Annotated in this window: 11 protein-coding genes; 6 read left to right on the top strand and 5 right to left on the bottom strand. The window is 70.3% G+C overall.

Annotated elements, in window-relative coordinates; translation table 11 throughout:
- From D7V80_RS36530 to pcnB, 4 genes are all read left to right on the top strand, one after another.
- The coding region (locus D7V80_RS36530) for an MFS transporter (RefSeq protein WP_120592481.1) at window positions 1–359 on the top strand (359 nt) is incomplete at its 5' end.
- Window positions 360–369: 10 nt separating this feature from the next.
- Window positions 370–1404: a phosphate acyltransferase PlsX gene (gene plsX / locus D7V80_RS36525; RefSeq protein ID WP_014398336.1), complete on the top strand. Its 1035-nt coding sequence runs from the start codon at window positions 370–372 to the stop codon at window positions 1402–1404.
- The gene (locus tag D7V80_RS36520; protein ID WP_120592480.1) at window positions 1401–2447 is read left to right on the top strand and encodes a phosphatase domain-containing protein; all 1047 of its coding nucleotides are present in this window, start codon (window positions 1401–1403) and stop codon (window positions 2445–2447) included. The genes plsX and D7V80_RS36520 overlap by 4 nt, the downstream gene beginning before the upstream one ends.
- Before the next feature lie 378 nt (window positions 2448–2825).
- On the top strand, window positions 2826–4535 hold the full coding sequence (gene pcnB, locus D7V80_RS36515; protein WP_120592479.1) for a polynucleotide adenylyltransferase PcnB: 1710 nt from the start codon (window positions 2826–2828) through the stop codon (window positions 4533–4535).
- Between the two features lie 77 nt (window positions 4536–4612).
- Here the strand turns inward: pcnB and D7V80_RS36510 are convergent, their stop codons facing one another.
- Complete coding sequence (locus D7V80_RS36510; protein ID WP_120592478.1) at window positions 4613–5818, bottom strand: DNA polymerase IV; 1206 nt, start codon at window positions 5816–5818, stop codon at window positions 4613–4615.
- Window positions 5819–5859: 41 nt separating this feature from the next.
- On the opposite strand from D7V80_RS36510, the gene D7V80_RS36505 reads away from it, so the two are divergent.
- On the top strand, window positions 5860–6273 hold the full coding sequence (locus D7V80_RS36505; protein WP_014398332.1) for a secondary thiamine-phosphate synthase enzyme YjbQ: 414 nt from the start codon (window positions 5860–5862) through the stop codon (window positions 6271–6273).
- Here D7V80_RS36505 and D7V80_RS36500 read toward each other — a convergent pair.
- Both D7V80_RS36500 and D7V80_RS36495 read right to left on the bottom strand, forming a co-directional pair.
- A complete protein-coding gene (locus D7V80_RS36500; protein ID WP_120592477.1) occupies window positions 6270–7211 on the bottom strand; it encodes an RluA family pseudouridine synthase in 942 nt (313 codons plus the stop codon). The two genes, D7V80_RS36505 and D7V80_RS36500, sit on opposite strands and share 4 nt — an antisense overlap.
- Window positions 7208–8329 (bottom strand): serine/threonine-protein kinase, encoded by a 1122-nt coding sequence (locus D7V80_RS36495; RefSeq protein ID WP_120592476.1) that lies wholly within the window; start codon window positions 8327–8329, stop codon window positions 7208–7210. Before D7V80_RS36495 ends, D7V80_RS36500 begins: the two co-directional genes overlap by 4 nt.
- A 128-nt stretch (window positions 8330–8457) precedes the next feature.
- Between D7V80_RS36495 and D7V80_RS36490 the strand changes: the two genes are divergently transcribed.
- Window positions 8458–10314 carry a serine/threonine-protein kinase gene (locus D7V80_RS36490; protein WP_120592475.1) on the top strand — a complete coding sequence of 619 codons (1857 nt, stop codon included), beginning with the start codon at window positions 8458–8460 and terminating at the stop codon, window positions 10312–10314.
- Between the two features lie 9 nt (window positions 10315–10323).
- On the opposite strand, the gene D7V80_RS36485 is transcribed toward D7V80_RS36490, so the two are convergent.
- Together D7V80_RS36485 and D7V80_RS41985 are read right to left on the bottom strand one after the other, a co-directional pair.
- A complete protein-coding gene (locus D7V80_RS36485) occupies window positions 10324–12309 on the bottom strand; it encodes a MopE-related protein (RefSeq protein WP_158616757.1) in 1986 nt (661 codons plus the stop codon).
- Window positions 12310–12335: 26 nt separating this feature from the next.
- The coding region (locus D7V80_RS41985; protein WP_158616756.1) for a tetratricopeptide repeat protein at window positions 12336–13034 on the bottom strand (699 nt) is incomplete at its 5' end.

Here is a 13034-nt window from a genome sequence, read left to right as displayed (position 1 = left end):
GCTTCGGGCTGACGGCGGCGGGGCTGGCCCTCTTGCCCGTGGCGCCGTCGTACGGGTGGCTCTTCCCGGTGATGGGCCTGTTGGCGGTGGGCTCCGCGCTGGTGACGCCGTGTCTGTCCGCGCTGGTGTCCCTGCACGCGCCCATGGAGCGCCAGGGGGCGGTGCTGGGGGCGTATCAGGCGTCCGGCTCGCTGGGCCGCATCATCGGGCCCGCGCTGGGCGGCCTGCTCTTCACCCGACTGGGCCCGACGGCCCCGTATGGGACGGGGGCGGTGCTGGTGGCGCTGGGTGGACTTTTGGCACTGTCGTTGGTGACACAGGTGCGAATGTCGGGAGCAGGCGCGGAGCAAAGCTCATAGGATGGGGACCATGGTGGGCAAGCCGCAGCACATCACCATCGCGTTCGACGTGATGGGGAGCGATCACGGCCCGGCGGAGGTGGTGCGAGGCGCCGCCCAGCTTTCGCTGGAGTCTCCGCACATCCACGCGCTGCTCGTGGGGGACCGGCCGGTCATCGACGAGGCCCTGGCGGGCATCAAGCACAACGGGGAGCGCATCTCCGTGCACCACGCGGGCGACTACGTGGGCATGGACGAGAAGCCCGGCGAGGCGCTGGCGCGCAAGCCCGAGTCCTCCGTGGCGGTGGCCGCCCGGCTGGTGGCGGAAGGGGAAGCGCACGCGCTCGTCTCCGCGGGCAACACGGGCGCGGGCGTGCTCGCGTGCAAGCGCCACTTCCAGTTGATTCCCGGCGTGCGCCGCGCGGCCCTGGCCACGGTGTACCCCACGCGGGGCGTGCGCGGGGCGAAGCAGGACCCGTTCAGCCTCATCCTCGACGTGGGCGCCACGGTGGAGGCCACCGCGGAGGACCTGGTGGCGTTCGCCGTCATGGGCAGCGCCTACGCGCGCATCATCTCCCGCAACGAGCGGCCCAAGGTGGCGCTCCTGTCGAATGGTGTGGAGCCGCAGAAGGGACCGCCGCGCGTGGTGGAGGCGCACCAGCGGCTGTCGCAGATGGCGGGGCTCAACTTCACGGGGAACGTGGAGGGCATCGACATCCCGCGCGGCACGGTGGACGTCATCGTCACGGACGGCTTCGTGGGCAACGTGTGCCTGAAGATGCTGGAGGGCGTGCACGACACGGTGATGGAGCTGGCCCAGTACGCCTACAAGGAGAGCCTGCGCTGGCGCGCGGGCCTGGCCATGCTGTCCTCAGGCATCGAGCGGCTGAAGGACATCACGGACTGGGAGCAGTACGGCGGCGCGCCCATCCTGGGGTTCGACCGCATCTTCATCAAGGCGCACGGCCGCTCCAAGGCGCGCGCCATCGCGAACGCGGGCAAGGTGGCCGCGAAGGCGGTGGCGAACGAGCTGGGCACCGCCATCCAGGAGGGCCTGGCGAAGTGAGCCTGCCGGACCGCATCGACCCGCGTCCCCCGCGCCGAATCTACCGGTGGGACCTGGACAAGACGTACCTCCAGACGGACTTCGAATCGCTGCGCGACCTGTTCCGCACGGCGTTCCAGAAGGCCCATGAGAAGGTCGCCATCCCGGGCGCGTCCGCCCTCATCCGCGAGCTGGCGGAGCAGGGGGACTCGCGGCTGTGCATCGTCTCCGGCAGCCCCAAGCAGATGCGCGCGGTGCTGGAGGAGAAGCTCAAGCTGGACGGCATCCAGTGGGACGAGTTCGTCCTCAAGGACAACGTGGGCAACCTGCTGCGCGGGCGCTTCAGGGCCCTGCGCGGCCAGGTGGGCTACAAGCTGCCCGCCATCCTGGAGAGCCGCGTCAGCGCGCCGGTGGAAGCAGAGGAGGTCCTCTTCGGCGATGACGCGGAGGCGGACGCGTTCATCTATTCGCTCTACGCGGACCTCATCGCGGGCCGGGTGGACGAGCGCGTGCTGTCCCAGGTGCTGGAGGCGGGCGGGGTGTACCCGGATGACGCCGCGCGGGTGCACGAGGCGTGGAAGAAGATTCCCATCGCGGACCCCGTGCGGCGCATCTTCATCCACCTGGACAAGCTGACGCCGCCCGCGCACTTCACGCCCTACGGCCCGCGCGTGGTGCCCATCTTCAACTACTTCCAGGCGGCGCTGGTGCTGCTGGCGGACGGCCACCTCACGGCGCCGCAGGTGCTCAAGATCGCCGTGGAGATGGTGCAGACGGCGGGGCACAACATCATCACGCTGTCGAACTCGTTCCAGGACCTGCTGAGGCGCGGGCTGCCGCTGCAGCAGGCGGCCATCGCGCTGTCCCAGGCGATGGAGGGGCCCAACGCGCTGCTCAAGGCCATGCGCCCCATGCCGGACATCCTGGCCGCGTTCAGCAAGCGCCTGGCCGCGCTGGGCACGCAGCCCCCTCCACCGCGCGTGCAGGCAGTGGACTACGTGTCGCTCATCTCCCACGCGCTGCCCCGCACCCACAAGGGGCGCACCCTGAAGCCGCCCACCTGAAGCGCCGGCCTCCGGGCCCGGCCGCCTGCCTGCCTTGCGGCCCCTCCAGCGGTGGGGGCCCGTGGTGGCCGGAGTCTGCCCCCGACCCCGGTGTTATCCAGTGGAAGCGCCTCCCACGGGCAGCGGGCGCACGGAGGGCGGGCAGGGGGCCCATGCGAACCCCCGACGTCCCTGAAGAATGTCCTTAAGCGCGACCCCCATGGGTGGGAGGATGCGTGCTAGACGGCTGCCCTGCCGAGGCGAATGACGCGAGACCCGACCCATCCCCCGCCCCATGGCGGAACGCTGCCAGCCGCGCCCGGAGACGACGCGCGCGGAGAGGCCTCCTTCGAGGCGGCAGCGGACACGGCATCCGGGTCCGCGCACGAGGTACTTTCCATGTCTTCCCCCCTGGACCTGACGGGCCCCGAGGAGCGCACCGAGCGCACCGAGGCCCAGGTGCCCGCGGACTCCGCCGAGCACCTCAGCGAACACGAAACCCCTTCCCGGGCCGCCCAGGCCCCTTCCGAGCCCCCCTTCGACGCGGACGCCGCGGAGGACGACGGGTTCGATGACGATGACGACACCGAGGACGCCGGCCCCGAGGTCAGCGACGAAATCCTGGCCGCCACCGAGGCCCTGAAGGCCGCGGAGGCGGAGGACGCGCAGGCCGCCGCCGAGGCGGGGGACGAAGCCGAGGAGCCCGAGGCCGTCATCCTGGAGCCCGAGCCGGAGCCCGCCGCGAACGAGCCGGAGCTGCAGGCGCCCACCACCACCCGCACGGGCGAGCCCGCGGAAATCGACCCGGACGAGATGGATCCGGACGCGCTCAAGGTGGTGCTGCGGCTGCACCAGCACGGCCACCAGGCGTACCTGGTGGGTGGCTGCGTGCGCGACCTGCTCCTGGGCAAGAAGCCCAAGGACTTCGACGTGGCCACCAGCGCCCACCCGGGCGAGGTGCGCGCCATCTTCCGCAACTGCCGGCTCATCGGCCGGCGCTTCCGGCTGGCGCATGTCTACTTCAAGGGCGGGAAGATCGTGGAGGTGTCCACCTTCCGCGCGAACCCCACGGAGCTGGAGCCGGCGGCGGCGGAGGAGGGGCAGAGCGGCGAGGACCTCCTCATCACGCACGACAACGTCTTCGGCACCGCGCAGCAGGACGCGCGCCGCCGCGACTTCACCATCAACGGCCTGTTCTACGACGCGAGCGAAGGCCGGGTCATCGACTACGTGCGCGGCCGGCGCGACCTGGATGAGCGCTTCATCCGGACGATTGGCGACCCCGAAATCCGCATGCGCGAGGACCCGGTGCGCATCCTGCGCGCGGTGCGCTTCGCGGCGAAGCTGGACCTGGACATCGAGTCGCGCACGTACGCGGCGATGGAGGGCGCGGTGGAGGACCTGCCGCGCTGCGCGCCCGCGCGCCTGCTGGAGGAGACGTTCCGGCTCATCCGCGGCGGTGTGTCCGCCCCGGCGCTGAAGCTGCTGGCGGCGCTGGACGCGCTGAAGATCCTGCTGCCGCCCGTGGACGCGTACCTGCGTGAGAACGGTAAGGAAGGGGAGAAGACCTTCTACGCCTTCGCGCAGGCGCTGGATAAGCGCGTGGCGGCGGGCGAGGTGCTGGACGACGCCATCCTGCTGGCCGCGTTGCTGGTGCCCATCAGCCGCGCGCAGCCGCCGGTGGAGGAGTCCCAGGACGAGGGCCGCGCGTCGGTGTCGCGCGTCATCGAGGACCTGCTGGCGGGCTTCGTGGAGTCCGCGCGGCTGCCGCGCCGCATCGCCGAGCGCTGCCGCATGCTGCTCCTGATGCAGCGCACGCTGTCCGGGGAGCGCCGCCGCAAGACGGGCGCCTTCCGCCGCCACCCGCTCTTCAACGAGGCGCTGGCCGTCTACGCGATGACGGTGGAGGCCACGGGCGAGGGCCGCGAGGCGCTGGAGGCCTGGCAGGCCGGAGAGGTGCCGCCGCCGCGCGCCGGAGCCAGCAATGGCGCGGACGCGGATGGCCCCCGCCGCAAGCGCCGTCGCCGCCGCCGCCGTCGTTCTGGCAGCGGGAGCGGAGAGGGTGGCGGCGCGGGAGCCTCCTCCGGTTCCGACGCGGGCGAGGGGTAGCGCCCCCGTAGCAGCCGAGAGCAGCGAAAGGGCTGGAGTGCTTCAGGCGCTCCGGCCCTTGTCGTATCCGGCGGGCGCTACCGCTTCGGCTTGTCCACGGGCTTCTCGGAGCGGTGCTGGTCGTCATCCGACGCCTCCGCCCCCGCGATGTCCGCCATGGTGATGGCCTTGCTGCCGAAGCGCGCCGCGATGCGGTCCATCGCTTCGTTCAACTTCGATGACTTCGGCGCCGCCGCCGGGAACAGTCCCAACTGCGGCTCGTCCTCGTCCAACTGCACGCTCACGCCAGTGAGCCGCAGCGCCTTGCCTTCGTGCGCGCGCTCCAGCAGCTCCAGCGCCGCGCGGTAGATGACCTGCCCGTCGTCCGTCGCCTCGCGCAGCGTGACGCGCCGGGTGATGAGCGTGAAGTCCGCGAACTTCAGCTTGAGCTGCACCACGCGGCCCTTGAGCGACGCCCTTCGCAGCCGCCGGGCCACTCGCAGGGCCTGTGCGTGCACGTGCGGCTTGAGCGCCTCCGGGCCCGTCAGGTCCTCGTCGAAGGTGTCCTCCGCGCCCACGCTCTTGGCCGCCCGGTCCGGCACCACGTCCCGCGCGTCGATGCCGTGCGACAGCTCCCACAGGTGCTTCGCGCTCGCCGCGCCGAAGCGCTCCTCCAGCCAGCCCACGTCGCGCGTCGCCACGTCGCCAATGGTGACGAGCCCCGCGCGCTTCATCGCCTCTTCCGTCTTCGGCCCCACGCCCCACAGCCGCGACACCGGCAGCCCGGCGAGGAAGGCCACCGTCTCCTCCGGCCGCACCTCGCGCTGCCCGTTGGGCTTCGCCAGGTCGGAGGCGATCTTCGCCACGAACTTCGCCGTGGCGATGCCCGCGGACGCCGGCAGGTTCAGCTCGTGGGCAATCTCCTTGCGGATCCGCTTCGCGATGTCCGCCGCCGCGCCGAACAGCCCCACCGACGCCGTGACGTCCAGGAACGCCTCGTCCAGCGACAGGGGCTCAATCAACGGCGTGTACCGCTCGAAGATGGCGAACACCTGCTCGCTGGCCTCCGCGTAGGCGGAGAAGCGCGGCTTCACCACGATGGCATGCGGCGCCTGCTTCACCGCCCTCGCCATGGGCATGGCGCTCTTCACGCCGAAGGGGCGCACCTCGTAGGACGCGGCCACCACCACGCCGCGTTGTGCATGCCCGCCAACGATGACCGGCTTGCCCCGGAGGGACGGGTTGTCGCGCTGCTCGACGGACGCATAGAAGGCGTCCATGTCCACGTGGAGGATGGCTCGCATGGCGTGAGTCACTCTAGTGGTCCCCTCTGACAGTGCGAGCCATGAAGACCCTCACCGAATACCTCTGGTTCGAGACGAAGGCCCGGCGCGAGCTGGTGCGCCTCACGGACACCGTGGCCGCCCTGCTGAAGAAGAGCGGCATCCAGGAGGGCATGGTGCTGGTGTCCGCCATGCACATCACCGCGGGCGTCTTCGTCAACGACGACGAGCCCGGCCTCCACGAGGACATCTGGGACTGGCTCCAGCACCTGGCGCCCCACGGCCCGGACTACCGCCACCACCGCACCGGCGAGGACAACGGCGACGCGCATCTGAAGTCCATGCTCGTCCACCATCAGGTGCTGATTCCCGTCACCGCCGGCAAGCTCGACCTGGGCCCCTGGCAGCAGGTCTTCTACGCGGAATTCGACGGCCAGCGCCGCAAGCGCGTCATCGTCAAGGTGATGGGCGACTAACCGGCCACGGGCCACGACAGCCCGTGGCGTCCCAGCTCCGCCACCAGGTCCGGCGGCAGCGGGCTCTCCACCTTCACGGGCTCTTTCGTCACCGGGTGCGGCACGGTGAGCGAGCGGGCGTGCAGGAAGAACCGCCCCAGCTCCGGCGCCTCGCGGCCCCCGTAGAGCGCGTCCCCCACGAGCGGCGCGCCGACACCGGCCAGATGCGCGCGCACCTGGTGCAGCACGCCGGTGAGGATCTTCACCTCCACCAGGCTGTAGTCCCCGGACCGGGCCAGCACCCGGAAGTGGGACAGCGCCTCGCGGGCGTCCTCGGCGCCGTAGGGGGCGGGCTCCACGCGGTCCGGGTGGCGCGGGTGGTGGCGCAGCGGGACCTCCACCTCGCCCTCGTCCGCCAGCGGGCCCGTCACCAGGGCAACGTAGCGCTTGTCCACCGCGCGGTTGCTGAAGGCCTCGCGCACGGCGGTCCAGGCCTCGCGCGTGCGGGCCGCCGCGAGGACTCCGGAGGTCTCCACGTCCAGCCGGTGGCACAGGCCGCCCTCGCGCGGATCCTGCGACGCCTGGGCGACCTCCGGGTAGCGCGCCACCAGGGCGTTGGCCACCGTGCCCGTCTCACCCGGCTGCAGGGGGTGCGACGGGCGGCCGGCGGGCTTGTCCACGAAGAGCAGGGCGGCGTCTTCGTGCAGGACGACGAGCGGGAAGTCCGTGTCGGGCACGGCCTCGCGCGTGGACTCCTCCACCGTGACGGAGACCTTCTGGCCTTCGGTGATGGTGAGGCCCTTCTTCGCGGGGCGGCCGTCCACGCGCACCTGGCCCTCCTCGAAGAGGCGCTTCATGCGCGCGCGGGACAGGCCCAGGGCCTCACCCACGAACAGGTCCACCCGCTGGCCCGCCTTGGCGGCGTCCACGGTGAGGGTGTGCGTCGTCGTCGTGCTCACTCGGAGAGGGCCTCGTACACTTCCTCGGCCGTCTGGAACCGGTCGTCCGGCTCCTTGCGGATGAGGCGATGGGCCACCCGCGCCAGCTGCGGGTCGCCATGCAGGTTGAGCGCGAGCAGCGGCGGAGGTTCCGTCTCCAGCACCTGGCGCCACAGCTCGTGCGGCGTTTTCGCGTCGAACGGCGGACGCCCGCTCATCAGCTCGTACAGGATGACGCCCAGGCTGTACAGGTCCGAGCGCCCATCCAGCGGCTCCCCGAGGATCTGCTCCGGGGCCATGTACCGGTAGGTGCCCACCAGCTTGCCGTCCGCGGTGATGCCCGCGTCGTCCGCGAGGAACTTGGCCAGGCCGAAGTCCATCAGCCGCACCTGGCGGTCGTCATCCACCATGATGTTGGACGGCTTCAGGTCGCGGTGCACCAGCCCGTGGCCGTGGATGTACGCGAGCGCCTCGCACACCTGGAGCATGGCGTCCTTCAGCTTGCCCATGCGCTCCGGACGGTTGAGGTCCGCCATCTTCGGCGTGGCGGGGCGGGGCGGCTGCGGCGCGCGCGGGGCGGCCCGGCGCGGGTCCACCCCGGGCATCCCGTCCGAATCCGAGTCGTCGTCCCCGGCGCCGTGGAAGCTGGCCAGGTCCTCGCTGGGCGCTTCCTCCGCGAAGGCGTTGAGGTCGAAGGTGCCGTCGTCCTCGCTGGCGTCGTCCGCGTCGTCGTCCGGGCCGTCCTCGCTGCCGAAGTCGTCGTCCGCGGTGCGGCGGAGGGTGAGCGGGAAGCGGGAAGCGGGCGTGGGCGTGGGCGTGTGCAGGTCGTTGAAGCTCACGTCCAGGTAGTGGCGCAGTGTGAGCCCCTCGATGAGCTCCATGGCCAGGTACGGCTGGCCCGCGTGGACGCCGGCCTCGAAGACCTTCACCACGTTGGGGTGGGACAGGTCCGCGAGCGTCTCGAATTCGCGCGCGAGTCGTCGTGCCGCGCGGTCGTCCAGCGACGGGCCACCCGTCGACAGGAGCTTCAGCGCGACCTCGTCGTTGCTGCGGCGGTCCAGGGCCCGATAGACGGTCCCGGCCCCGCCACTGCCGAGCGTCTCCAGCACGCGGTAGGGACCAATGGCCTTGGGAGGCATGGGAGCGCGGATCCTACGAACCACGTCACGTCACGGTCAAACGTCCTGGCGTCTTGCTCGTGCCACCGGACGCTCGCTCGCGCGGAGGGTTTCACTTTTCCAGTGAACCATGGGAAAGCTTTGGGACCATGCAATTGGGGAAGTACCAGCTGGTGAGGAAGCTCGCCTCGGGCGGGATGGCCGAGGTGTTCCTTGCGAAGGCCGCGGGGCCTCGGGGCTTCGAGAAGACGCTGGTGCTCAAGCGCATCCTGCCGCACCTGGCGGAGGACGAGGCGTTCGTGGAGATGTTCCTGGGCGAGGCGCAGCTGGCCGCCCGGCTGGACCACCCGAACGTGGTGCAGATCTTCGACTTCGGTGAGGTGGACGGCAGCTACTTCCTGGCGATGGAGTACATCGACGGGCCCACGCTGCGCCGGCTCATCAAGCGCTCGGCGGAGCTGAAGCAGCCGCTGCCCCCGGGCGTGTGCGCGAAGATGGTGGCCGCCGCGGCGGAGGGCCTGGCGTTCGCGCACGAGCTGGCGGACGCGGAGACGGGAGCACCGCTGGGGCTGGTGCACCGGGACATCAGTCCGGAGAACGTCCTGGTGTCGCGGCAGGGCGCGGTGAAAGTGGTGGACTTCGGCATCGCGAAGGTGGCGGGGCAGAGTCACCGCACGGCGACGGGCGTGGTGAAGGGGAAGGTCGCGTACATGCCGCCGGAGCAGCTGCAGGCCCGGCCCATGGATGGGCGCGTGGACGTGTACGCGCTCGGCATCGTGCTCTACGAGCTGCTCACCGGGAAGCGTCCGTTCGAAGCGACGACGGACGTGAGCATGATGCAGGCCATCCTCTTCGAGCCGTTCGTGCCCGCAGTGCAGCGCCGGCCGGACCTGCCGGAGGCGATGCAGCGCATCCTGGAGAAGGCGCTCGCGAAGGACCGGGAGCAGCGCTACCCGGACTGCCGCGCGTTCCAGGCGGACCTGGAGCGCTTCGTGCTGTCGCTGGGCGAGCCGGTGGGCGCGTATCAGATTGCCCGGCTGGTGGCTCAGGTGATGGAAGGGGGGGAGGCCGCGCCCGTGGCGCCCACGCCCGCGAAGGGGCGGGTGGCCGCGCCCGTGGCACTTGCGCCGGAAGCGGCGACGACGCCCATGCCTCCCCGTGTGGGCACGGCGTGGGAGCCGTTGGCCTCGCGCTCCTCGATGCAAGCGCCCGCGGTGACCGCGTCTGGGAACGACGTGCCGTCGAGCCGGTTCGACGCGGCGACGGATCCGGCGACGCCTTCCGCGGGCAGCCTGCTGCGGAATTCCTCCAGGGCACAGCCTCAGGAGGAGGTCTCGAAGGTGGCTGTCTCCGAGCAGCCCATGCTTGCGGGCGCGGTGCGATCTCCCCGGCGGAAACTGGTGGGGGCGATGGTGGCCGTGAGCGTGCTGGGGCTCGCCGGGGGACTGGCGGTTGCGGGCCGGGGTGAGAAGGCCGCTGCGCCCGCGAGTCCGTCCACGCCGGTGGCGCGGACCGACGACGCGCCCGTAAAACCGCCGGAGCCGAAGGTGACGCCGGTCGTTCCGGCGGCGCGCGTGGAGCCGGTGGCCGCCGAGACGGTGGACAGTGGCACTCCCGCCGTCGTGGCCGAGGTGAAGCCCGCGACGGAGAACGACTCCGAGGTGCGCGACGCGGGCGTGGTCACGGAAGTGGCGCCGACTCCGCGACCCACGGTGGCCGTGAAGCCCGCGACGACCAGCACGGTCACGCCGCCGGTCCGCCGCGTGGCCACGCCGGCCCGCCGCGACCTGCCCAAGGGCAAGGTGGAGTTCCGCGTCCGTCCGTTCGGCATGGTGTCCCTGGACGGTAAGCCCCTGGGACAGACGCCCTTCGCCGCCGTGGAGGCGACGGAGGGCGTGCATCAGGTGCGCGTCGTGAACAAGGAACTGGGCAAGGACGTGACGCGGTCCTTCGAGGTGAAGGCCGGGCAGGACAACGTCTTCAAGCTCAACCTCGCGGCGGAGTGACGGCGCGGCTCAAGGAGATACCGGGCTCCAAGCACCGGGGGCCGCGATCTGCTTCGGAACGAAGACTTCCGTGTCGGAATCGTCGATCAGTCCGTAGGAATTGAAGCCCCAACCCCAGACGCTTCCGTCTTGTTTCACGGCGAGGGAATGCAGGTTCCCCGCGGCCAGGGATGCGACGCCCGTGAGTCCCATCACCTGCTGTGGAAGCTCGCGGTCCTTGGTTGTCCCGTCTCCAAGTTGGCCATAGTTGTTCAGGCCCCATGTCCAGGCCGTCCCGTCCTGCTTCAGTGCGAGCATGTGATTCCCGCCAGCGGCAACGGCTATTGCTTTGTCCAGGCCTGATACTTGTCTGGGGTCGGGAACATTGCCTAGGTGACTCCATTCCCAGATGGTCCCGTCAGCCTTCAATGCCAGGTATTTGCCGTAGCTTGAGCTGATGGCAACGACTCCTGACATGTCTGGAACCACGGAAGGGGTTGTGCTGATGCCCACGCCGTTGAGGAGCCAGACAGTTCCGTCCGCTCTCAATGCCAGTGAGACGTAGCTCTGCGCGGCAATGGCGATGATGCCTTTCAGCCCCAAGGCTTGGGCGGGCACGAGACGGCGGCGCTCCATGGTCCCGTCACCCAGTTGGCCCCACTCGTTGTTGCCCCATGTCCACACGGTGCCATCCCGTTTGAGTGCCATGGAGTGGAATGCACCGGCGGCAACGGCCGCTACACTGTCGAGTCCCGGGACTCGCTCGGGCGGACGTTCGCCCTCTTGGGTGCCATTCCCAAGTTGCCCGTCGAAGTTCAGTCCCCAGGACATGACCGTTCCGTCCTGTTTCAGTGCCAGGCCGTGACTGTCGCCAATGGCAAGTGACGTGACGTCCTTGAGTTCTGATTCGAAGATAGGGGCAGGATGGAGGTAGTCGGATCTATACCCAAGCTGATTGCTTCGATTGGCGCCCCATCCCCAAACATTTCCAGTGGGGAGCACCGCGTAGTTGGTTTCCCACATGGAATACATCCGAGGGCCCGGGTAGAGCCCTTCGTCAATGGCGCCATTGCAGTTGTTGTCCTTGAGGTCTTTGGTTTCCGCGACCTCGGGACGGATGGCTGCGTTGGTGTCATTGCAGTCAGTGGCGATCGCCACATGGCCCGGCGGCGCTGCGCAACCCGAGACGGCCTGGGTCACGTCGCCATATCCGTCCCCATCCGCGTCCCGGTACCAGGTCAGGATGGGCAGCCCTTCATCCTTCGCGCCGTCGCAGTTGTCATCACGGCCGTCACAGCGCAGCTCGCTCTGCCCGGGATGAATGGTGCGGTCCGTGTCGTCACAGTCGCCGCCCTGGTCCGCCAGGAGGCCGGCGGGTTGCACGCACGCCATCATGGCCACGCCGTAGCCGTCGCCATCCTCATCAAGGAACCATGTCCGCATGCCCGGGGCATCCGCCTCGCCGTCCACGCAGTTGTTGTCCACGCCGTCGCACAGTTCCTCCGCGCCCGGGTGGATGTCCGCGTTCGCGTCGTCGCAGTCCGTGCCACCCGTGGCGACGGACGGATGACCATCGCCGTCCTCGTCGCTCTGGGACACATCGAGCTGGACGCTCTGCACCTTGCCCTGGGGAACGTCGACGAACCGCAGGAGCTTCGTGGAAGGAACACCGTCGCACGCATTGCCCGCGAAGGACTCCGCGAGCAGCCGGAACGTGGTCCCCTGTGTCGCTGAAAGCAGGATGCGCAGTCCGCGCGACTGTGCCGGCGTGACCTGTGTCGGTCCCAGCAGCTGGGTGGAGGCGAGCAGCCGCTTGTCTCCATCTTGGAGTGAAACCTGAACGCAGCCTGGGCTGGCGTTCCCACTCAGGACCTCCAGCGCGATTCCCCGGTCGCAGGCCGCCGGATCCGTCAGCCGGAACGTCGCGTCCTGGAAGTCCCGCCCGGTGTTCGAACAGAACCTCCGCAGGATGACGTCGTCATCGACGGGCACGGTGCAGCCGCTCAGCAGCAACACCCCCAACGCCAACGCGAGCTGAACCCTCACGGAGTCCCCGCCGACGCCGTGGACTCACCGCTGAGGAAGTACGTGGTGATTGCACCCACCGCCGCAGCAGCAGCCGTGCCGAAGAGCACGTTCGCCACGACCGCCTTGCCTCGCGCGTCGTCCAGGTGCCCACCCACGTCCGCGGACAGGTCCGCTTCGCGCGCGGAGTCCACGTTGCCGCGCGACTGGAGTCCGAAGACAGAACCCACGCCTCCAGCCAGCACCCCCGTCCCCAGCAGCACCCACGACACCGTCGGCACCCGGCGCATCCCGCGCTCACGGGCATCCGCCTTCAAGTCCACGCCCGGAGCCGGAGCAGGCGCCACCGCGACCTGGGGCGGGCTCAACGCCGCCGGAGTCTCCACCACCGGCGCGTCCGCCGGCTTCGCCACCGCCGCGCGCTCCTGCCGCACCGCGCTCCGGATCGACTCGAAGTCCCCCTCCACCTTGGGTGACACCTTCGCCGGCAGCTTCGCCTCTGGCGCCAGCAGCAACCCCGCCCGGAACGACGCCAGCGCCTCATCGCGCCGCCCCATGTCCGCCAGGATGACGCCCTCGTAGATGGCCGCCGAGCTTCGCTCCGCGTCCGTCCGGGCCAGCCGCCGCGCCCGGGTCACCGCCGCCAGGGCCTGCTCGGACTCCAGGTCCTCATAGAGCCGGGCCGCCTCCGCCATCGCCGCGTCGAAGTACGTGCC

Origin of the sequence: Corallococcus sp. CA054B, from assembly GCF_003611625.1 — a bacterium.
GTDB classification, from domain to species: Bacteria; Myxococcota; Myxococcia; order Myxococcales; family Myxococcaceae; genus Corallococcus; species Corallococcus coralloides.
This window is presented reverse-complemented; position numbering and strand designations above follow the sequence as displayed.

Coding starts and splice junctions, on each gene's coding strand:
- D7V80_RS36505 (WP_014398332.1), top strand. CDS start 5,860: ATGAAGACCCTCACCGAATACCTCTGGTTCGAGACGAAGGCCCGGCGC.
- D7V80_RS36510 (WP_120592478.1), bottom strand. CDS start 5,818: ATGCGAGCCATCCTCCACGTGGACATGGACGCCTTCTATGCGTCCGTC.
- D7V80_RS36495 (WP_120592476.1), bottom strand. CDS start 8,329: ATGCCTCCCAAGGCCATTGGTCCCTACCGCGTGCTGGAGACGCTCGGC.
- D7V80_RS36490 (WP_120592475.1), top strand. CDS start 8,458: ATGCAATTGGGGAAGTACCAGCTGGTGAGGAAGCTCGCCTCGGGCGGG.
- pcnB (WP_120592479.1), top strand. CDS start 2,826: ATGTCTTCCCCCCTGGACCTGACGGGCCCCGAGGAGCGCACCGAGCGC.
- plsX (WP_014398336.1), top strand. CDS start 370: ATGGTGGGCAAGCCGCAGCACATCACCATCGCGTTCGACGTGATGGGG.